The organism is Ignavibacteriales bacterium (genome assembly GCA_026390575.1).
In the GTDB taxonomy this organism is placed as follows: domain Bacteria; phylum Bacteroidota; class Ignavibacteria; order UBA10030; family UBA10030; genus Fen-1298.
On the sequence record JAPLFR010000008.1, the window covers coordinates 108,683 to 129,653 of the forward strand.

20 protein-coding genes are annotated in these 20,971 nt (G+C 42.2%); 15 read left to right on the forward strand and 5 right to left on the reverse strand.

Going from position 1 to position 20,971, the window contains the following annotated elements; all coding sequences use genetic code 11:
• Positions 1 to 43: 43 nt before the first annotated feature.
• From NTX44_06680 to NTX44_06745, 14 genes are all read left to right on the forward strand, one after another.
• The gene (locus NTX44_06680; GenBank protein MCX6121289.1) at positions 44 to 1,375 is read left to right on the forward strand and encodes an MFS transporter; all 1,332 of its coding nucleotides are present in this window, start codon (positions 44 to 46) and stop codon (positions 1,373 to 1,375) included.
• Positions 1,376 to 1,814: 439 nt separating this feature from the next.
• Positions 1,815 to 2,312 (forward strand): hypothetical protein, encoded by a 498-nt coding sequence (locus NTX44_06685; GenBank protein MCX6121290.1) that lies wholly within the window; start codon positions 1,815 to 1,817, stop codon positions 2,310 to 2,312.
• Between the two features lie 8 nt (positions 2,313 to 2,320).
• A complete protein-coding gene (gene arfB, locus NTX44_06690) occupies positions 2,321 to 2,749 on the forward strand; it encodes an alternative ribosome rescue aminoacyl-tRNA hydrolase ArfB (protein ID MCX6121291.1) in 429 nt (142 codons plus the stop codon).
• Between the two features lie 52 nt (positions 2,750 to 2,801).
• Positions 2,802 to 3,611 (forward strand): hypothetical protein, encoded by an 810-nt coding sequence (locus tag NTX44_06695; protein MCX6121292.1) that lies wholly within the window; start codon positions 2,802 to 2,804, stop codon positions 3,609 to 3,611.
• Between the two features lie 21 nt (positions 3,612 to 3,632).
• Entirely contained in the window at positions 3,633 to 3,827 is a 195-nt protein-coding gene (locus NTX44_06700) for a PspC domain-containing protein (GenBank protein MCX6121293.1), read from the forward strand.
• Between the two features lie 163 nt (positions 3,828 to 3,990).
• Complete coding sequence (locus NTX44_06705) at positions 3,991 to 4,485, forward strand: glutathione peroxidase (protein MCX6121294.1); 495 nt, start codon at positions 3,991 to 3,993, stop codon at positions 4,483 to 4,485.
• 113 nt (positions 4,486 to 4,598) lie between these two features.
• The gene (locus tag NTX44_06710; GenBank protein MCX6121295.1) at positions 4,599 to 5,474 is read left to right on the forward strand and encodes a DUF4905 domain-containing protein; all 876 of its coding nucleotides are present in this window, start codon (positions 4,599 to 4,601) and stop codon (positions 5,472 to 5,474) included.
• Complete coding sequence (locus NTX44_06715) at positions 5,462 to 5,881, forward strand: secondary thiamine-phosphate synthase enzyme YjbQ (GenBank protein MCX6121296.1); 420 nt, start codon at positions 5,462 to 5,464, stop codon at positions 5,879 to 5,881. The genes NTX44_06710 and NTX44_06715 overlap by 13 nt, the downstream gene beginning before the upstream one ends.
• Positions 5,882 to 5,885: 4 nt before the next feature.
• Positions 5,886 to 6,809 carry a PhzF family phenazine biosynthesis protein gene (locus NTX44_06720; protein MCX6121297.1) on the forward strand — a complete coding sequence of 308 codons (924 nt, stop codon included), beginning with the start codon at positions 5,886 to 5,888 and terminating at the stop codon, positions 6,807 to 6,809.
• Between the two features lie 21 nt (positions 6,810 to 6,830).
• Complete coding sequence (locus NTX44_06725; protein ID MCX6121298.1) at positions 6,831 to 8,831, forward strand: (Fe-S)-binding protein; 2,001 nt, start codon at positions 6,831 to 6,833, stop codon at positions 8,829 to 8,831.
• Positions 8,832 to 8,839: 8 nt separating this feature from the next.
• Complete coding sequence (locus NTX44_06730) at positions 8,840 to 9,853, forward strand: L-threonylcarbamoyladenylate synthase (GenBank protein ID MCX6121299.1); 1,014 nt, start codon at positions 8,840 to 8,842, stop codon at positions 9,851 to 9,853.
• Between the two features lie 72 nt (positions 9,854 to 9,925).
• Positions 9,926 to 10,429, forward strand: coding sequence for a 5-(carboxyamino)imidazole ribonucleotide mutase (gene purE / locus NTX44_06735; protein MCX6121300.1), 504 nt, complete (start codon positions 9,926 to 9,928; stop codon positions 10,427 to 10,429).
• Positions 10,430 to 10,590: 161 nt separating this feature from the next.
• Positions 10,591 to 11,238 (forward strand): DUF47 family protein, encoded by a 648-nt coding sequence (locus tag NTX44_06740; GenBank protein ID MCX6121301.1) that lies wholly within the window; start codon positions 10,591 to 10,593, stop codon positions 11,236 to 11,238.
• Between the two features lie 107 nt (positions 11,239 to 11,345).
• Complete coding sequence (locus NTX44_06745) at positions 11,346 to 12,350, forward strand: inorganic phosphate transporter (GenBank protein MCX6121302.1); 1,005 nt, start codon at positions 11,346 to 11,348, stop codon at positions 12,348 to 12,350.
• Positions 12,351 to 12,368: 18 nt separating this feature from the next.
• Here the strand turns inward: NTX44_06745 and NTX44_06750 are convergent, their stop codons facing one another.
• The 5 genes from NTX44_06750 to NTX44_06770 form a co-directional block, all read right to left on the reverse strand.
• A complete protein-coding gene (locus NTX44_06750) occupies positions 12,369 to 15,194 on the reverse strand; it encodes a glycoside hydrolase family 3 C-terminal domain-containing protein (GenBank protein ID MCX6121303.1) in 2,826 nt (941 codons plus the stop codon).
• 438 nt (positions 15,195 to 15,632) lie between these two features.
• Positions 15,633 to 17,654, reverse strand: a complete 2,022-nt coding sequence (locus tag NTX44_06755) for a M1 family aminopeptidase (protein MCX6121304.1) — start codon at positions 17,652 to 17,654, stop codon at positions 15,633 to 15,635.
• A gap of 108 nt (positions 17,655 to 17,762) precedes the next feature.
• On the reverse strand, positions 17,763 to 18,119 hold the full coding sequence (locus NTX44_06760) for a DUF190 domain-containing protein (GenBank protein MCX6121305.1): 357 nt from the start codon (positions 18,117 to 18,119) through the stop codon (positions 17,763 to 17,765).
• 10 nt (positions 18,120 to 18,129) lie between these two features.
• Positions 18,130 to 18,507, reverse strand: coding sequence for a fluoride efflux transporter CrcB (gene crcB / locus NTX44_06765; protein MCX6121306.1), 378 nt, complete (start codon positions 18,505 to 18,507; stop codon positions 18,130 to 18,132).
• Positions 18,508 to 18,600: 93 nt separating this feature from the next.
• A complete protein-coding gene (locus NTX44_06770; protein MCX6121307.1) occupies positions 18,601 to 19,569 on the reverse strand; it encodes an NAD-dependent epimerase/dehydratase family protein in 969 nt (322 codons plus the stop codon).
• 140 nt (positions 19,570 to 19,709) lie between these two features.
• On the opposite strand from NTX44_06770, the gene NTX44_06775 reads away from it, so the two are divergent.
• Positions 19,710 to 20,924, forward strand: coding sequence for a pyridoxal phosphate-dependent aminotransferase family protein (locus NTX44_06775; GenBank protein ID MCX6121308.1), 1,215 nt, complete (start codon positions 19,710 to 19,712; stop codon positions 20,922 to 20,924).
• The last annotated feature ends 47 nt before the right edge of the window (positions 20,925 to 20,971 follow it).

Consider the following 20,971-nt stretch of genomic DNA (forward strand, 5'->3'; position numbering starts at 1 on the left):
TCTACCATCAAGTTAAAGTGTTTATTCTAAAAGGATTAATTTTATGACTGATTCAATCCCATCTTCCAGCAGTTACTTCCATCCATCGAGACGTCCATATCGATACGCAGTTTTATTTATTGTTAGTTTTCTGACCTTCGGCAGTTATTTTGCCTATGACAGCGTTGGTGCGATTGCTCCTACACTTATTACTGCGCTTGGTATAGGCCGCGAATCCATCGGGCAAATGTACACGCTCTACAGTATTGCGGCAATTCTTTCTGTGTTCATAGGCGGTTTGCTTATCGATCGGATTGGAACGCGCCGCGCTAGTCTTCTTTTTTCAGCACTTGTTACAGTCGGTGCGCTTATTGTTGCCGTAGCGCCAAACATTTGGGTTCTTTATTTTGGTCGTTTTATTTTTGGCTGGGGATCAGAATCACTGGTAGTCGCACAAAGTGCAATCTTTACCCGTTGGTTCAAAGGAAAGGAATTGGCATTTGCATTTGGCATCGGACTTACAATCAGCCGGCTCGGGACACTTTTCAGTTTCAACACAGAAGCATTGATAGCGGAATATTTTAAGAACTACAGTGCAGCCTTATGGGCAGCGGTCATTTTCTGCGTTCTGTCGCTGCTTGCGAATGCTCTTTATATATTTTTAGATCGCCGCGGTGAACGTATCCTCAAACTTCAGGAAGAAGGCGGTGGTGATAAAATTGTTCTTGCCGATATAAAGAAATTTCGTTCATCATATTGGTATGTCACGCTTCTCTGTGTCACATTCTATTCCGCAATCTTTCCATTCACAGCGCTTTCCACGGATTTTTTTAATAGTAAATGGGGATTACCGCTTACAGCCGGATCAGAAGGCGGATTCTTCACTCAAGTGTTTTACAATGTTATTCACATGTTTAGCACGGCAGGCGGTACTACCACAATCATAATATTTGCTTCTATGGTTTTTGCGCCCTTTTTCGGGCAATTGGTTGATCGTTTTGGCAAACGTGCTACGGTAATGGTCGGCGGCTCAATTCTTATGGTGCCTGCATTTCTCACAATGGCATTCACGATGATTCCCCCTGCACTTCCAATGATTGTCCTTGGAGCAGCATTTGTTATGGTTCCTGCGGCGATGTGGCCATCGATTCCGCTTATCGTGGAAAAGAATCGTGTGGGCACGGCATTTGGATTGACAACGACGATTCAAAATATAGGTCTTGCATTGTTTCCATGGCTTAACGGATTGCTGCGCGATGCGACGCAAGCATACACAGCAAGCATGGTAATGTTTTCCATGCTCGGCATTGTCGGATTGATCTTCGCTATTCTCCTCTTGCGTGCCGACAAACGCGAAGGGAATAAATTAGAAAAAGTGGATACTATTACTCCGTAATAATTTGTTCAGATCGTTATTACGCGACGAACGATACCTCTCCGACCGCTTAGAGCGATCGGAGAGGTACGTGCTTGTTTCTGACGTATGGCGGCTTGACATCTCCTTTGTATTCCGTTACATTAAATACAAGAATCGCTTCAGGGAGTTGCGGCGGTTTGGGCTTTCTTGAAGTGTTCTCTGGTTTTTTAATAGAAATTGTGACAATTGGTACGAGTACAATCGCTTCGAGCTTCTATGCCAATTTCTTGACCACTAAATCGTTGAAGAGATGTATGAGCTGTACGGCTTGGCCGCCGAAATGAAATTATGAATTAAAGTTGTGAATATCCCCAAGCCAGATTTCTTCGTTCAACTCTTCTCTTCTCAAAGAGAAAATCGTATCTTATCACCAGCTATTTGGATTCTGTTGTTCTATTGAATTTCTCTGGAGATGACGATGAAAAAAAATGTGTTCGGTTTGAGTATTGCTCTACTGCTAATTGCATCATTTTCCCATGCACAGGTCAGCACATCCGGTTTATCAAATGCTGAAGGATTAACAAAGGCGGTCTACGGACTTGGTTTTTCTGCTGGGTGGGCTTCCGGTATCGGCCTAAGCTTTCGGTCGCACTTACCTTCCAAAGCATCCGTCCAAGGAGTCTTTGGTATAATAAAAACGTCAGATAAGCTTTCCATGAGCATCGGAGGAGAGTTTCAATATGATCTTGTGAGAAATAACACGACACGATTTTTTGTCGGTTCGGCGATGTCCTTTTTCTATAATGGGAATGGCTCGAATGAAGTTGCCGGGCCATTTCGTGTGGGTGCGGGTATCGGCGGTGAATTTCATGTGCAAGGCGCCTTGCACGTCACATTAGAAGGGATGTTCACATATTTTTCTGATGGACGCGTAATTCCTCTTCCGCAAATTGCGGCGCACTATTATTTCTTTTAAGATCGGTCATGCTTGCATCGCATATCGTTCTCTCACACTCGCTGAAAATTCCATACGCTGAATTGCAGTTTAAAACCAGCAGAAGCGGGGGGCCGGGCGGACAGAATGTGAATAAGTTAGAAACCCGGGTCGAAGTATTATTCGATTTGGCAAATTCACCAAGCCTCCCAAATCACATCCATCAGCGCTTGCTGAACAGTCTCACTTCTCAACTTGATTCATCCGGGATATTGCATATTGTCGTGCAGGACACAAGAAGCCAATGGAAGAATAAGCAGTTAGCAATTGAACGATTGACAGATCTTCTAAAATCCGCATTGATTGTTCGTAAGAAACGAATCGCTACTAAGCCGACACACACTGCTCGTGAAGTGCGGTTACGCACAAAAAAAGCACGGAGCAAAACAAAGCAATTGCGGAAAGTTGTTGTAGAATAAGAAAACAGTAGTTCTTTTCTTAGCAAATTACAAATAGAAGAACAAGGTTCCCATGACCACAAAACCTGCCTATTTCAAAAGAAGAAAAGTATGGTGGTGGAATCCATGGATTATTGCTGTTCCTATAGTTTTACTATTAGTCGCTGTACCTATGGTTTGGTGGATCTCGACATATAACAGCTCAATAGCAGTTCGTATTTTTGTAATCACATATTTGAGTTTACTTGCATTTGTTATGTATATGATCAAGGGTTCTCTCCTTGATCCGCACATGAAGGTTAACAAGGATGAAATAAATAAGCAGAAGAAGGAATTACTCGATCATCAAACTCGTGAAAAAACAATTGTTCATACGAAGGATTTATTGATGCTCGAGAAGGGCGAAAAGACTACAGTGTTAGATATTTGGAAACTTGATTCAAGCCTTGAAAAACGTCATCCCTTCTTTTCTTGGACGGAGACATGTACTCTGGACCCAATAGTAAAGGAATTGCATATCAGAATACAGATCGATGAAATGCAATCTGATGCCGATCAAGCAATTACATCTGAAAAGGAAATCCTGAGATCGGTATTCGCTTACCTAAGAATTCTTGGTTCAGATGAACATCTGATGAGCTTGAAACCACTGTTTAAACTCCTTGTCATAGAGATTTATTCATATAAACATCTTCCGCAGCATAAAACAATTCCTTTTCCCATATTCAGTCTGATAGTGACTGCAACAGTTCTCCCGCAACTTGCGTATACAGCAGCAGGTGACATTCGACAGATGAAAATCATAGGTGATGTCCGGTTCTCAGGTGGGAATGAAATCACTCCACACCGCGGCATCGTATCGAATGCAACACAGACGCTCTAGCAATCTAACAGGAGGTACTATATGAAAAAGCTCTTTCGATCACAAACGAACAAGAAAATTGCAGGTATTTGCGGCGGTATCGGTGAAATGACAGACACCGATCCGACCATTATTCGGCTCGTTGTCATCGTGCTTGGTATCGCGACCGGTTTCTTTCCATTCTTTATCGGTTACATCATAGCATGGTGGATTGTTCCTGTGAGAGGGCAAAACTAATCCTAAACTGCTGAAACTTTTCTCCCTGTGTTCAGTGTTGTACCATGAAATTCAATAAACTCGAATCACAAAGGGTGCAACAATGAAATACACAAACGTCATAGTGCTTGCAGCATTGCTTATGTTTCAAATGAATGTATTGGCACAAACCAAGGAGAAGCAGATGGAAACACAACCGGCGCTGTATTCTTTTACAATGAAGACGATTGATGGCAACGATAAAAAACTTTCAGACTACAAGGGAAAAGTACTGATGATTGTGAATGTCGCATCTAAATGCGGCCATACACCGCAGTATAAAGGACTAGAAGCACTTTATGAAAAATACAAAGACCGCGGCTTCATGATTCTCGGATTCCCGGCGAACAATTTTTTATGGCAGGAGCCAGGTACAGATTCTGTAATAAAACAGTTTTGCACAACGATGTATGGCGTAACATTCGATATGTTTTCAAAGATTAGTGTGAAAGGGAATGACCAGCATCCGCTTTACCACTATCTTACCGAAGAATCTCCGGTTCCTGGAGCTGTAAAATGGAATTTCCAAAAATATCTTGTGGATCGGAAAGGAAATGTCGTGGAAAAATTTGCGCCAGGTACAGAACCGACAGAAAAAGAATTGATCGCTGAGGTTGAAAAGCTTGTGAGCGATCAATAATAAGCTGCATAAATAATTTATTTCGAAAGGTCAACAAGATTCTCGTTGACCTTTTTTTGTTATACTGCTATCGGTTGAAACTACTTTAAAAAAGCGGTATGTTATTCCATCTTATGGCTTCTCTTATCCCATTATTTAAAGAAAAACAGCTGAAACCGGCATGGATTTTCGATGCCGGCGCATTAATTTGGCGAATATTTTTCACTTCAAATAATCTCATTATTGGTGAAACACGTAATCAAGAAACGAAATCGACAAGTTTCTTTTGCATTGACATACATTCCGGGAAACCTTTGTGGCAACATATTGGGTTTGATGAACCATGGTGGATTGGAATTGAAGCAGTGCATGAGAAATGGATGATTTTGCATGGATTTGTCAGGCCGGATATGCCGGAACATCGCGGCATTCGTGTTATTGACATTCCATCAGGCAAACTTCTCTGGAGAAACGATACTCTTGCGTTCTGGTTCATCGATCATGAAACACTCTACGCGCATAAATATCTCTTTGAAAAACATCTCGGCTGCGAACTTGACATCAACACGGGAACATTATTACATGAGCACTCCGACACTCTTGATCTGTTGCAGGAACTTCGACAAAAAGTAACGCAAAAAGAATCAGAGCATCAGCAGGATGTAGTATTCCCTGAAGTATTTGATGAGAATGAAGCAGACGCAGCACTCAGGAAAATCGTTCAACGATTGACGGAAGGTAAGGCACTTGAAGGCTGGATTGAATATATTTCACATCGCGGAATTCTTATCGTAAGTCAATATCGCCGAATACAAAATCAATCAGATTCGTCATTGCTGAATAATCTCCTGGCAGTTTGTGATTTAAAAACAGAAAAGACGCTTTACAGTGACGTTATCGCTCAAGGCTTGAAGACGCCGAGCCCGAACTCGTTTTTCATTAAAGACGACTTATTAATTTTCATCAAGCATCAAACTACATTAATAGCGCTGCAGCCATGGAAATCATAACAGAACATATTCGAGCAGCGACCAAAGGAAACTCGGAAGTTGTCGATATTACCGGCCAGGTCGATGCGTTGCTTCAGAAGCATAGTTTGAAAGAAGGCACTGCAACACTCTTTGTCGTTGGTTCTACTGCTTCTATCACGACGACTGAATTTGAACCGGGATTAAAAAAAGATATTCCGGAAATGCTGGAACGGATTGCGCCAAGCGATGTGCGTTATCACCACGATGATACGTGGGGAGATGGAAACGGTCATGCGCATGTCAGGGCATCGTTTCTTGGTCCATCGCTCGTGGTGCCATTTGCCAGCGGTAAGTTGCTTCTTGGAACGTGGCAGCAAATTGTGTTGATAGATTTCGACAACCGAGCACGGAATCGCGACATCGTTGTTCAATTCATGGGAAGGTGAGATAATGAAAACTTACCGTATTAAAATTGTTGATGCATTCACAAAGAAACCGTTCGCGGGCAATCCGGCTGGAGTGGTTCTCGATGCCAATGGACTGGCTGATAGTCAAATGCAGCTGATCGCACGAGAATTAAATCTTTCAGAGACGGCGTTCATTCTTCCTGCAACAGAACCGGATGCAAATCTTCGCATTCGCTGGTTCACAACGGTCGGTGAAGTGCCTCTCTGCGGGCATGCAACAATTGCAAGCTTTCATGCTCTTGCAGAAGAGGGGATGGAAGGTATGCGCACAAACGGTCAACATTACTTTCGGCTGCAAACAAAGAGCGGAATTCTCGCTGTGCGAGTGGAGAAAAATTTCTACGGTACAACAATTGAATTCGAGTTGCCGACACCAAAATTTCAAGTCAAAAAAATAGTATCCGATAAAATGCTTCATGCGTTAGGGATGTATAGGAAAGATGTGAAAAAAGTTTTGCCTGTAGTTACTGATTCGTATCTCTATATACCGGTGACCGGACTTAAGGTTATCGAAAAACTAAAACCGGAGTTTAAAACGCTTGATTTCGAGTTAACGAAAATGCGAATGGCAGGTGTTTGTGTCTTTACTTTGGAAACAAAGGACAAATATTCCGCAGTGCATTCCCGATTCTTTGCACCAAACTACGGTATCGATGAAGACCCTGTGACAGGTTCAGCGAATGGACCTCTTGGCTTCTATCTGCATAAATATGTATTACCTGCAGGATATCCGGTTGCATGCCATGAGATGCCTGACGGTGGAATGGAATTTATTGGAGAGCAGGGAGATGACATTCAACGAGCCGGACGCGTGAAGATTCGGCTTCGACTTAAACAAAACATCGTTGAAGACATTAGTATTGCGGGCGAAGCAGTAACAATTATGGATTCAATTCTGAAGATGTAATCAATAAAAAGGAAAGATGGAATGACAACGAAGGCAATCGTCTTTGCAGTTTTACTGTTAGGTGCATTCGGATTATTTGGAGTAAGTCTGAGGCGAATGATAAAGCTGATCTCAATCGGCATGCCGGAGAATCGACTGGATCATCTATGGGAAAGATTTAAAAAGATGATGACAGTGGCATTCGGCCAATCGAAGCTCTTCCGCGAACCGATACCTGGATTGATGCACGCATTTATCTTCTGGGGATTCCTGGTATTACTGTCGTCCGTTTTGGAAGCAATCGGCGAAGGACTCTCTTCCGGCTTCACATTTCGTTTTATAGGTATTTTCTATCAGCCTTTGCAATTCTGCCAAGAACTTTTTGCAGGATTAGTGATCGCAGGGATTTGTATTGCCTTGTACCGCCGCTATATTCTTCGGCCAAAGAGGCTGCAAGTTGATAGGCATGCACAACTAGATGCAACCGCAATTCTCTTAACCATTTTTCTTATTATGACAAGTTTGTTAGGACAGAATGCGGTACGGCTTCAAACTGATTTGAATCAAGGAGGTCGCTTCCTATCAGCGGCACTTGCTCCAATTTTAACTTCATCAAATGTATCGACAAACAATGTCTTATTTGAAATCTATTGGTGGGTGCATATTGTCCTTGTGCTTGGATTTCTGAATTACCTGCCGTATTCAAAGCATGCACACATACTGACATCGGTGCCGAATGTCTTTCTTTCATCCTTGAAACCAAAAGGCGCATTGAAGCCAATTGATCTTGAAGCTGAAGGAGTAGAAAAATTCGGTGCAACAGATGTTGATGATCTTACCTGGAAACAATTGCTTGATGGCTATACCTGCACTGAGTGCGGTCGTTGTACAGCGTCATGCCCGGCAAATATAACAGGTAAAAAGCTTTCCCCCAAGAAAATCATGACAGATATACGGCATCGTGTTGCAGAAAAGGGACCATTATTATTCGATGGTGATAAAGTAGCTAAAGTCAAAGAGGGGGAGAAAGATCTTTTAGAAAACACACTGTTGCATCATTATCTCACAGCAGAGGAACTGTTTGCTTGCACGACTTGTATGGCATGTGTACAGGAATGCCCTGTCAACAACGAGCATATTCCGGCAATTGTCGAATTGCGCCGTAGTCTCGTTTTGATGGAATCCAATTTTCCGCCAGAGGTTCAGGTTGTGTTCAAAAATCTAGAAACGAATTTTAGCCCATGGGCGTTCCCTGCATCAGCGCGCGCCGATTGGGCAGAAGGAATGAATATCCCGCAAATGTCGCAAGCAAACGATGCGGAGATTCTTTTCTGGGTTGGCTGTGCTGGAGCTTTCGATGCGCGTTACACAAAAGTGACTCAAGCTTTTGCAACGTTGATGCTGAAAGCGGGAATTAAATTCGCCATTCTTGGAACGGAAGAAAAATGTACCGGTGATTCTGCCCGGCGTATTGGCAATGAGTATCTTGCTCAAATGCTGATGAAAGATAACATAACGACTCTCAATGGATACAATGTGAAGAAGATTGTGACAACATGTCCGCATTGTTTCAACACTCTGAAGAATGAATATCCTCAGTTTGGTGGTAATTATGAAGTTGTTCACCACACTGACTTCTTACTCAATCTGATTCATGAAGGTAAACTGAAGGTTACAAAAGAAGAAGCGGCAAAGGTAACTTTCCACGATTCGTGTTACCTCGGACGGTACAACGATATATACGATCAACCGCGAGAAATTCTCAAAGCAATTCCAGGTGTGAATACGTTGGAGATGAAACGGTCGAGATTTAAAGGATTTTGCTGCGGTGCAGGCGGCGGCAGAATGTGGATGGAGGAAAATGAAGGCAAACGCGTCAATAGTGAGCGAACGGAAGAAGCGCTTGCGCTCAAACCGGATATAATCGGAACTGCTTGTCCATTCTGTCTGACAATGTTAGAAGACGGGGTGAAAGATAAGGAAGCAACAGAGAGTGTAAAAGTAAAGGACATAGCGGAAATGCTTTTAGCGGTGGTGGAGTAAACAAAGAAATGCCAATAACAAAGATTATACAGTTCTTCGGCGAACATCTGGATCCGGACGATATGAATGATGCAGTTGCAACGCTTCGTTCAGGAGGATTGGTTGCCTTCCCAACTGAAACAGTTTACGGTCTCGGAGCAGATGCATTCAATCCAGCTGCTGTACAAAAAATCTTTGATGCGAAGGGGAGACCTTCTGATAACCCCCTTATTGTACATGTTGCATCTCTGGAAATCGCATGGCATTTTACAACAGAGATTTCAGATAAAGGATTACAACTGGCGAAGCATTTCTGGCCCGGTCCGCTTACCCTTGTCGTAAAACGAAAAGCGAATATTCCGGATATTGTCACTGCCGGCTTGGATACTGTCGCAATAAGAATTCCAAATCACCCGGTAACTTTAGAGTTGCTGACAAGATTTGAAGGCGGCATGGTTGGACCGAGTGCAAATATTTCCGGGCGCCCAAGCCCAACGTCGGCTGAGCATGTCTATCATGATTTAAACGGAAAAATTGATATTATTCTTGATGCAGGACCGACAACCATTGGTATGGAATCGACCGTCATAGATGTGACACTTGACCCGCCAGCTATTTTACGCATTGGCGGATTAAGCCGTGAAGATATTGAACAGGAAATAGGAGAGACTCGCCGAACAAGTGATCAAGAATTACTTCGGCGTTCGCCGGGTACTCGCCATCGTCACTATGCACCGAAGGCGCACATAGTTCTTATTCCGAGAAACGACCGCGATGCTTTCGTACAACAGTTGCACAAGATGAAAGACGATGGAAAAAAGGTTGGTATAATTACGTATTCAGAAGATTTGAACGCCATCGAAACAACAAGATTCCATATCATTCTCTCTTCCTCTGTTGAACGTTATGGCCGGAATATTTTTCGGGCGCTTCGTGAATTAGATACCTTAAATGTTGACTGTATGCTTGTGGAGAGTGTTGAAGAAAAAGGAATCGGTGCAGCGATCATGGATCGTCTTTCCAAAGCTGCGCAGAATATATAGTATTCGTGTGCTTTATTGTAAATATTCATTTAAATTGAAAAAGAATATGCCATCCCGAAGGAGATTATTTATATGATTCTATTAAATACTGAAAAGTCGGTTCAAATACCTATTGTTGCTGTACTTATGGGAAGTATATCTGATGCAGAGACGATGGAACCCGCACGGCAGATACTGAAAGAGTTTGATATTCCGTGCGAAATGAAAGTCCTTTCCGCACACCGCACACCAGAACAGACAATTGCGTATGTGAAAGCAGCAAAGGTACGCGGAACAAAGATTATCATCGCTGGAGCCGGGGGTGCAGCGCATTTGCCAGGAATTATCGCCGCTGTCACAACATTACCGGTGATCGGCATTCCTATCAAATCAAAATCCCTTAATGGATTAGATTCGTTGCTGTCTATCGTTCAGATGCCAGCTGGTATTCCAGTCGCTACAGTTGCCATCGATGGAGCGGTGAATGCCGCATTGCTTGCCGTAGAAATACTTGCACTTGCTTCTCAGGAACTTACCACAAAACTTGAAGGCTATCGTACAAAATTACAAGAGAAAGTTCTGAAGTCTTCCGTTTAATCAAATGGAGAGATAAAACTTATTCAAGGAATCCTATTCATTCTTGCAATGGTCATGGAAACGTGTGTTTACTCAATGATCAAGGCAAACGGTACAGCAGTTCATTCAAAGACAAATGAGACATCTACAACAGACCAATTACATATTAATAAAGAATACTTATGAAAATTGATAAAATTTTAAAAATGCTGCTCCCGCATGATGAAAACTTCTATAATTTATTGGAAGAATCTGCACAGAATCTGGTAAAGGCCGGCGTCGTATTGAGGACGCTCCCATTATGCAAAACACAAGCCCAGCGTGAGGATGCCGCAAGGCGAATCAAAGACATCGAACATGACGGTGATTCGATAACACATCGAATATTCTCGGAACTCAATTCAACGTTTGTTACTCCAATTGACCGTGAGGATATTCATGAACTTGCCTCGGCATTAGACGATATTCTTGATCATATAGACGGATGCGCAAACAGATTTGCGCTCTACAAGATAACACGCGTTCCGAAAGCGGTGATACAACTTATTGACGTGCTGATTCTGTCAATAGCTGAATTGACGAATGGAGTTCATCTCCTGCGCAAACTCGATGAAATAGAAATATTCAAAGCGTCATTCACGAAAGTGAACGAGTACGAAAATCAAGCGGACGATATATTCGATAAGGCAGTAGCGGATTTATTTGACAAAGAAAAAGATCCGGTACAGATCATCAAGCTCAAAGAAGTTTTTGTCGGATTAGAAACTGCGACCGATAAATGTGAGGATGCGGCAAATGTACTTGAGGGCATCCTGATAAAACACAATTAATGCCATTGCAATAACTCTAAACGGCAAAACACTCGCTTCCAACATACTATGCTTCAACGAATATTGAAAAATATTTTAGAAAGCATCACTAACCGGACATTTGTTATATGATGTCACTTATTGTTTTTATTGTTTTGATCGCGCTGGTTTTTGATTTCCTCAATGGATTTCATGATGCGGCAAATTCGATTGCAACGATAGTTTCAACACGTGTACTCACACCACGAAAAGCAGTCCTATGGGCAGCGTTTTTTAATTTCCTTGCGGCATTCCTTTTTACTGGTCACAATGTTGCGAAGACAATCGGCAAAGGGCTTGTGACTCCTAGTTTAGTGAACGAAAATGTTATCTTGGCTGCGCTGCTTGGTGCAATAGCGTGGAATATAATAACATGGTATTACGGCATCCCGTCCAGTTCTTCACACGCATTAATGGGAGGATTGGGCGGTGCAGCAATTATGCGTGCAGGTTTTGGCTCCATCATCTGGAGCGGTTGGATAAAAACACTTATTTTTATTGTTGTTGCTCCCGTGCTTGGTATGGTATTGGGGTTTGGTATGATGATGCTTCTCATGTGGATGTTTCATAAACATCCATCATCAAAAATCAATGGTGTTTTTAGAAAACTGCAGCTTGTTTCTGCGGCTTTCTATAGTCTCGGACATGGTGCAAATGACGCGCAAAAAACAATGGGAATTATCACAATCTTGCTTATCAACGCACAGCTTATTCAAACGAGCGGCCCTGATGATTTTCCAATAAAATGGTGGATCATTATTCCATGTTATACCGCCATTTCGCTAGGAACGATGTTCGGCGGCTGGCGCATTGTGAAAACGATGGGACAAAAAGTGACAAAGTTGAAACCTGTAGGCGGGTTTTGTGCGGAAACGGCTGGTGCATTTACATTGCTTATTACCGCGTTCAGCGGCATTGCGGTCAGCACAACACATACTATTACCGGCGCAATTATGGGAGTAGGCGCAACAAAACGTATGTCCGCTGTGAAGTGGGGACTCGCAGGAAAAATTGTTATTGCATGGATCATTACAATTCCAGTATCTGCATTGGTCTCTGCCGGTTGTTACTGGATGATTGAACGATTTATATAACAACCTCAGTTCATAGTTTCATTTCAATAGAATCGCCTTTTTCACAGAGAAGTAATTACCTGCCTGCACTTGGATTAAGTACACGCCGCTTGGCAACATTGACGCATCCCATGTAACCTTGTACTCTCCTGCTGGTTTTATCTCATCTACTAACATTGAGACTTCACGACCAAGCATATCGAATACTTTCAATGTCACTTGACCTTTTGCAGGTATTTCATATCCTATCGTTGTGGTTGGATTGAACGGATTCGGAAAATTTTGATATAGTCTCGCGGTAAAAGGAGTTGTCTTTCCGTTATTGACTGATGTGGGTTCAGTATTAAAATTGATCCAGTGAAGTAGAACATTATATGAAGGTATTTTGACCTTTATTTTTTGTTCACCTGCTGGAAGTGTTAATGCTATGCTGTTTGTTGTTGTCCAATTGTTTGTTGTTGAAATTGGTACGCTTAAATTTTGTGTGCCATAGGATATTTGTATACTGGATGATTCAAAACTCATAATCCTGAAGGTGAGATAGTATGTTCCGGCTGTAGGGACATTGACAAAGTACTCTGCCATCGCTTGGGGGCCAAAAATAAAAGAATCATTACTATCTCCATCACCTAGCGGATAAATAAAAATGTTATTCATATCAAAATAATTATCAACCATGATTTTTGCAGGAATCGCAATTGACGTCGGTGTGGCACCGTTGATTACCTCTAAGGAATTAAATGACTGAAGAACACCGCCATCGCTAGATTGTAGGTCTCCGCCTGTATAGGAAATTGTGCAAATATCGCTTCGTTGGATTTGGATACTATCTATCTGAACAATGAAAGTTGTGCTATCGCCGGTTTTGAGAGAAACTTTGTGCGATGACGGAAGTGTTGTGTTGTTCTGTGTTACTGAGAAGGTACCGTTGAATGCGGACGGAGCACTCATTTGTTTATTGAATGTGAGTTCCAAAAAATGTGGATTACTTGTAAGTAATACTGATAAACAAACCGGAGCAGAACCGCTTGGCGAGTCTGTAAAATTTTGAATTCCAAATCCGTACGCATAGCGAGGAGTATAGGAAGGATCGCCATAATTGATTGGTATTTGTGACATATTCTTCGGCCATGTGTGCGATAACAAGCCTTTGGGTTGATAGTCGCCAAATAATACCTCAGCTATTCCATCACCTTCTGTGCCAGGCAACCATGCGGCTACGATAACATCGGAATAATGTAAAACATCTTCTATGATGAGGGGCCTTCCGGACACAAGAATAAGAATCACCGGTGCGCCATATCCTTTCATTTTCTTAACTAATGCGATATCATTTGCAGAGAGGCGAAGATCAAAAGCATCACCGTACATTTCTGCATAAGGCCGTTCACCAATCACAACCAGTGAATAATCAGCTTTGGTATTTGTGAAGACACCCGTAGCACTGTAATCTATTTGTGTACCCGGTGCAATCTTTTTCAGACCGGCGAGTATTGTGGTGCCATTTGTAATATTGCCGCTTTGGCCCTGCCAGTCAATTGTCCATCCACCACATTGATTTCCTAAATCATCTGCGTTCGAGCCTGCAACAAGTATTCTTGCATTCGTTTTTCGCAATGGGAGGATGCCGTCCTTCTTTTTTAAAAGTACCATCGATTCACGAACACACTGCCGTGCAACTGCGCGATTTGCGGAAGATCCAACTTGCGTAAGTAATGATCGATTGGCGAAAGGGTGTTCAAATAATCCGAGTTTGAATTTTTCGGTGAGTATTCTCCGCACAGCATCGTCAATACGGCCTAATGAAATTTTACCGCTGCTTACAAGGCTTTGCATGTCGGCAGCTGCCGTTGTCTGCGGTATCATAATCATATCTATGCCTGCGTTGACCGATTGCTCGAGGCATGTTTTATAATCATTGTTCAATTGATCGATTCCACGCCAGTCTGATACAACAAATCCTTTGAACCCTAATTCATTCTTTAGCACATCTGTAATCCAATATTTATTTCCATGCATTTTCAATCCATTTATGCTGCTAAACGAAACCATAACGCTTCCTACACCGGCGTTGACAGCTGAGATATATCCCGGCAGATGAATCAAACGCACAGAGCTTTCGCTGAGTATTGTATTTCCTTGGTCAAGCAGAGCGCTACTTGAAGTACCGAATATTGTTCCACCATCTCCCAGAAAGTGTTTTGCACAGGCGAGAATACTTGTTGGACCATTTAACGTATCTCCTTGAAAACCGCTTACTTCGGAGGCGGCGAACATTTGTGCAAGTTCTGGCGTTTCACCAAAACCCTCATACGTCCTACCCCATCGTATATCACGTGGAACAGCGATGCAAGGGCCGAATGTCCAGTTCAAGCCAGTTGCCCGGACTTCGGTTGCAGTGACTTGCGCCGCTTGTTTTGCAAGCTCCGGATTTCGTGTACATCCCATGCCAATGTTGTGCGGAAAAATTGTTGCGCTATAGACATTATTGTTACCATGAACGGCATCAATTCCATAAATAATGGGAATTTTCAATCGACTCTTCAATGCATAAGTCTGGAGTGAGTCATACATATTTGCCCATTTTAAAGGGGTATTGCCAGCATTTGGTACAGAACCGCCACCGCTCAAAATTGATCCAACGGGAAATGTTGAGAGACGTGAAAGATTGTTTTCAACAGAGCCTCGTTCAAGCTGGAGCATTTGTCCGATTTTCTCATCCGTTGTCATTTGGTTAAGAAGATCTTCGACACGCGTTTGTATCGAAGCGGTAGAATCAAGATAAATCTGTGCAGAACTATTATCATGAATAAAAAGTGCTGATAATGTCACGATGAGCGCCAGTGAATATTTTTTTCTCCACATAGTAAATGTCTCAGCATAGATGGTGAATGGAATGACAAGGTAATTATTTGATATGATTTAATACAATACTTCGGATATCTTTTCCTTTATTTTCGATCAATTAGAATTCTCTACGATAAATCGGTTTAATTTACATACTTGGCTTGATGTAACTAAATAGAGTTGACGGATATTTTATAATTTTGTTTCAGTATTGAATATTTTCTTGAGCGAATAGTTGAATCTATACTTCCAAAATGAAATCTTTAAAACCTATTGCGAAACAAATGAATAATTTAAATGATAGAAATATATACTGCTCAAGAAATATTTTTCACTTCGCTTGCCTCAAATCTCTATGGAATATAATAAATATTAAAACGTCCTATATCGGCAATTAAAGATCTACTCTTTAACAAATATGTTTAAAAGAACCCTGTCAATTATATAACAAAATCTTTACTTAAGAAGCACCATTTTCCTTTGAATCTGCACACTCCCCGTATTCAAACGGTAGAAATATATTCCGCTCGCCATAATATGTGGATTCCATTGGTACTCATAGACTCCGGAATATTGTTTTGCATCTACAAGCGTTGTGACCTCACGTCCCAGGATGTCGTAGATCTTAAGAACAACCTGTTCCTGTCTTGGAATCTGGTATACAATAGTGGTTGTGGAGTTGAATGGGTTGGGATAGTTTTGTTCTAACAGGTAAATAGATGGAGGCCGATCGTTTTCACTAAACAAAAATTTCAATATCCAGCCCTCGGGATCGAGAAACACGACGGAAGGCTTTACAGGATATGGAATAGTAAAATTCTGTTGCTGTGCATTGTTAAATACTATGATCGTCGTATCATGTCCGTTCGCAGAAATACGAATATCGATAGGCATTGTATAAAATGAAGGAGTAGTTCCAATCGTCGTCTGATTGATGGTAAGTAAAATGAAAGAAGAGTCACCCAATGAATTCCACGTCCACGCATAGCTGTAATCGGGAAACCTATCGCCATAAAGCCACTCTTGAAAGAAGAACGCAAGGCTTTTCCCCGCAACTGTTTCGCACACAGTTTGAAAATCCTTCATTGTGGCGCTGGAATATTTTAGTTTTGGATCGTTGGCATAAGTATAGACCGAAAGGAAAAATATGCTATCTCCCAATACATGTCGAAGCATATGCAACACAGTAGCTCCTTTCGAATATATTCTTTGTGGATTGAAAAGATTGAGGACACTAGACGTATCGGGAATTCCAATAGCACCATGCGCTAACTTTGCTTGATCGAGCTGTGAGTTCATATATGTCCAGTACGATGTAACCCCGTACTGTCGTTCGCGATAGAGCGCCGAAGAGTACTGTGCAAAACCTTCGTTGAGCCATAGATCCGACCACGTTTGGCATGTAATCATATCTCCAAACCATTGATGAGCAAGCTCATGTGAAAGTACATCTTCGTTAAATGATGTAAGAGAAGTCATGGTTTGATGTTCCATAGAACTGCCACCGCTAATTTCCGAATGACCATATTTTTCTTTATTAAATGGATACAGTCCAAAAAGGTTTGAATAAATCTCCAGCATATGAACCACATGCGGGAGATTTTGGCGGGCAGTCGAGTCATGTTCGGGAAGAACGTAGTTCAGAATTTCCATGGAATCAGTGGCGGAATACCTAAACCAATTGGAAAACTGAGTATAGTTCGTGATTGCAACTGAGATGAGATATGAAGCGATAGGGTAACGCTCTTTCCAATGGTGAGTCGATGTTCCATTTCCATTGTTTACAACCGAGACGAGCGTACCTTCTGAACCGACCTTCAACGTTGAATCGCAAGTGACAATGATATCTGCGGAATCGGCTTTATCGCTCGGATCATCTTTACAGGGCCACCAGTCTTTTGCTCCATAGGGTTCGCTGAGAGAGTACACCCAGGGTACGCCTGAGTGAGAATCAAACATGAAACTTCCGAATCCCGTTGCAAGGGGAGCACCCTCGTAAAAAACATCAACCGAAAGTACTTCTCCGGATGTAAAAGTACGAGCAAGTGAAATGTCGAAAGAATTGTCGTTGTGAGCAACAGATGTAGTATGTCCATCCACCAGCACAGAATCTACTTGCATTCGATTCACAAGGTCAAGTGTAAGAATACTTGCACTGTCTCTGCAGATTCCTTTGATCGTAACTTTTCCTTTGAGAGAATTCGATTGGGTAAAGATATTTAATGCGAGACGATAATACGTTACATCGAACCAGGTACTTGCAGCTGTCTCCGTCAACATGAAAGAGCGTTTCTGAAACGCGAGATTTGCACCATAAAAAATACTATTTACGATTTGTTCATGCTCCAAACTATTGAATGATGCCTGCGCCTCTACATTAACATGGACAATCAACAGCAAAAAGATTAATACATCAAATATCACTGTTATGCAATGATACTTTTTCAATTTATAGTTTGATGTAAAGAGTGATTGCATAACAAGCTGATTCCAATGCAACATGGAAATGCAAAGCGGGATTCATAGCGCAAAATCATTTGATGATAAAATCTCAAAACGGGAAATAAATAAAGTACTTGGAATACATCATTCGGTTTTTCCATGAGAGTAACGAATCACGTCCACTTTTTCAAGCGTAACCATTGCACCACCTCCTGAAGATTCAATCATCTCATTGACGAAAGGCATGAATGATTTAATCTTTTCCTCTGTGTCAATAATTTCTATGACAATAGGTAAATCTTCAGAGAGGCGCAATAATTTAGCAGAATGAATGTAGCGGCTGTTCGCTCCGAATCCTTCAACACCGCGCAAAACCGTCGTACCAGCGATACCATGTTCGCGTGCCGAAAGAACAATCGCTTCGAAAAGTGAGTTGTGATGCACCTTGTCTGATTCACCGATGAAAATCCGTAAAAGTGTTCCTTCGCCCGAAAGTTTCATTCATAATCTCCTAGAATAATCGACCAATGAACATACCAAGAGTTGTTGCTGCCAAACAACCGAGTACAGAGGCGGCAATGTTGAGAGAAGCAAGAAAAATTTCGGCATCTCGAAGTAACGCTACAGTTTCATAACTGAATGAAGAAAAAGTAGTGAATCCGCCGAGAATTCCAATTGCAAGAAAGACTCTCAGTGAAGGTTCGGAAAGAAAACGTTCTTCCATAAGTGTCATAAGCAAACCAATGGCGAAGCACCCTGTAATATTGACAATAAGATTACCATAAGGAAAATCAGCTGGAAGGAAACGATACACTGCGCCTGAAAGATAATAACGTGCAGACGCTCCGATGCCGCCGCCGAAAAATACGAGGAAGTAGTTTCTAAGCATTGATTAACGGTGATTTGTTGGTTGTAAGTAAAAATATTCCTTCAGTCGGTTGCGAATTCATAGTTCCGAATTACGAGTTAGAGATTTTAAATTTCACAGCCAACCTTTGTCTTTATACCAGCGAAAAGTTTTATTCACTCCATCATAAATGGATGTTGATGTTTGGAATCCAATGTGTTCCTGAATTTTTCGCGGATCGCAGACCCAATGCGTTTGCAGAAGATCACGCGCCTTTTCGATGTTCAGTACGGCAGGATTCTTGCTCAAAAACGCAACAAATTGCATAATACCTGCCATCGAATATACTAATCCTTTTGGCAGACGTATCTGAATAGTTCGTTTGTGTACAAAAGTAGCAAGATAATCGATGATGGAAGAGAAAGTAAAAATTGTCGGATCGGCGATATTGTATGTTTCGCCAACGGTTCTATCATCGAACGTCGCACGGATAATTCCTTTTGCCAAGTCAGGAGCATAGACAAGACTGAGCGTTTTTGCTGATGAACCGAGTATGGGCTTTAACCCATGATTGACCCATTTGAATATTTCCAAAATATCCGTATCGCGCGGCCCGAAAACTGCAGGAGGGCGGATGATGACAATAGGCAGTTTAGATGAATAATTCTTACAGAGACGTTCAGCTTCTAACTTTGACTTGCCGTACGCAGTGATAGGATGACAATGCGATGTTTCAGTGAGAGGAATGCCGCTCGAACTCGGTCCTACCGCAGTGAGACTGCTTATGTAACAAAACTTCTTTAGATTCTTCAGTCGGCTTGCTGCTAAAAGGAGATTATTGGTCGTTGTAGCGTTTCCTGTATAGAAATCACTCTGGTGTTTGGCCTTCGTAATCCCTGCAATGTGAATGATATATTCTGAACCCTCAAGACATTTTAAAATCGAAGCAGAATTCAATAAATCGCACTCTACCAAATCAACAGGCAGGCCTTGAAGCCATCTCAAATTTGTTTGATACGGACGGATGAGACAACGGACGTGAAAACCTTCCGCAATCAATTGCTCAACGGTGTGGCTTCCGATAAAACCGGTTCCTCCGGTCACAAAAACAGTACGAATCGTTTTTCTCCTCGAGTTTGGGCGTTCATTGACTTTCTTTGCTTATTAAACTATATTCAAAAAAGTACAAAGAAGCAAAAAGGCTTCTTTCTGCAATCATTTTACTATTTTCCTAGGAGAATTCATTGGATCTTTTTGAGAAGTGTTGGAGTTTTACGCGCGCAGATGAAGTAAAGGCACAAGGATGTTATCCTTATTTTCATGCGATCGAAGAAAGTGAAGGTCCTGTTGTTCAGATTGAAGGTCGTAAAGTGATTATGGCCGGATCCAACAACTATCTTGGATTGACGGCACACCCAAAAGTGAAAGAGGCGGCAATTGCGGCGGTGAAAAAGTACGGCACCGGCTGTTCCGGTTCAAGGTATTTAACCGGTACACTTGATTTGCATGTTGAGTTAGAGCGACGCCTTGCAAACTTTATGGGCCGAGAAGCATGCTTACTTTTCAGCACCGGATATCAAACAGGACAAGGAATTATTCCGACACTCGTTGGACGCGGTGAATATGTTGTTTCGGATAAAGATAACCACGCCAGTATTGTTGCAGGAACTCTCATCGCAGCAGGAATGGCATCCTATGATTCGAAAGAAGGGAACTCTGTCGTTCGATACAAACACAACGATATGGCACATTTGGAGCACGTGCTTTCACAACTGCCTGCTGAATCGGCAAAACTTATCGTGAGCGACGGTGTCTTTAGTACATCGGGCGAGATTGTCAATTTGCCGGATATGGTGAAGGTTGCACATAAGCACAATGCGCGTGTCATGATTGACGATGCACACGCTGTTGGTGTCATTGGCAAAGGCGGTCGGGGAACGGCAAGCCATTATGGTCTTGTAAAGGAAACCGACCTGACGATGGGAACTTTCAGCAAAACATTTGCATCGCTGGGGGGATTTGTCGTTGGTGAACACAAGGTCATTGACTATCTAAAACACAGCGCACCGGCTCTTATTTTCAGCGCAAGCCCAACACCTGCATCCGTGGCGTCAGCAATGGCGGCACTTGATATTCTCGAAGCTGAACCTGAGCGAGTAGCTAAATTGATGTGTAATGCGCGCACAATGCGTGCCGGATTAAAAGCACTGGGATACCGTGTCAGCGAACACGATACAGCTGTTGTCTCCGTTATTATCGGCGATACAGAAAAAGTTTTGATGATGTGGAAAACGCTCTTTGAAGAAGGAGTGTTCGTGAATGCGTTCATTCGTCCTGGTGTACCTCCGGGAATGGAAATGCTTCGTACAAGTTATATGGCAACGCATGAGAAAAAACATCTCGATAAAATACTTGAAGTGTTCGCAAGTGTCGGTAAAAAGTTTGGTGTCATCAACTAAAATGCTGTACGCTTTTTTATTCATTGAAGAATGCAAGCCGCGGTTGT

Bases quoted from the DNA above. Each gene is read 5' to 3' on its own strand.
- NTX44_06700 (MCX6121293.1), top strand. From the start codon at position 3,633: ATGAAAAAGCTCTTTCGATCACAAACGAACAAGAAAATTGCAGGTATT.
- NTX44_06715 (MCX6121296.1), top strand. From the start codon at position 5,462: ATGGAAATCATAACAGAACATATTCGAGCAGCGACCAAAGGAAACTCG.
- arfB (MCX6121291.1), top strand. From the start codon at position 2,321: ATGCTTGCATCGCATATCGTTCTCTCACACTCGCTGAAAATTCCATAC.
- NTX44_06760 (MCX6121305.1), bottom strand. From the start codon at position 18,119: ATGAAACTTTCGGGCGAAGGAACACTTTTACGGATTTTCATCGGTGAA.
- NTX44_06745 (MCX6121302.1), top strand. From the start codon at position 11,346: ATGATGTCACTTATTGTTTTTATTGTTTTGATCGCGCTGGTTTTTGAT.
- purE (MCX6121300.1), top strand. From the start codon at position 9,926: ATGATTCTATTAAATACTGAAAAGTCGGTTCAAATACCTATTGTTGCT.
- NTX44_06685 (MCX6121290.1), top strand. From the start codon at position 1,815: ATGAAAAAAAATGTGTTCGGTTTGAGTATTGCTCTACTGCTAATTGCA.
- NTX44_06750 (MCX6121303.1), bottom strand. From the start codon at position 15,194: ATGTGGAGAAAAAAATATTCACTGGCGCTCATCGTGACATTATCAGCA.
- NTX44_06740 (MCX6121301.1), top strand. From the start codon at position 10,591: ATGAAAATTGATAAAATTTTAAAAATGCTGCTCCCGCATGATGAAAAC.
- NTX44_06730 (MCX6121299.1), top strand. From the start codon at position 8,840: ATGCCAATAACAAAGATTATACAGTTCTTCGGCGAACATCTGGATCCG.
- NTX44_06720 (MCX6121297.1), top strand. From the start codon at position 5,886: ATGAAAACTTACCGTATTAAAATTGTTGATGCATTCACAAAGAAACCG.
- NTX44_06710 (MCX6121295.1), top strand. From the start codon at position 4,599: ATGGCTTCTCTTATCCCATTATTTAAAGAAAAACAGCTGAAACCGGCA.
- crcB (MCX6121306.1), bottom strand. From the start codon at position 18,507: ATGCTTAGAAACTACTTCCTCGTATTTTTCGGCGGCGGCATCGGAGCG.
- NTX44_06680 (MCX6121289.1), top strand. From the start codon at position 44: ATGACTGATTCAATCCCATCTTCCAGCAGTTACTTCCATCCATCGAGA.
- NTX44_06755 (MCX6121304.1), bottom strand. From the start codon at position 17,654: ATGCAATCACTCTTTACATCAAACTATAAATTGAAAAAGTATCATTGC.
- NTX44_06705 (MCX6121294.1), top strand. From the start codon at position 3,991: ATGGAAACACAACCGGCGCTGTATTCTTTTACAATGAAGACGATTGAT.
- NTX44_06695 (MCX6121292.1), top strand. From the start codon at position 2,802: ATGACCACAAAACCTGCCTATTTCAAAAGAAGAAAAGTATGGTGGTGG.
- NTX44_06725 (MCX6121298.1), top strand. From the start codon at position 6,831: ATGACAACGAAGGCAATCGTCTTTGCAGTTTTACTGTTAGGTGCATTC.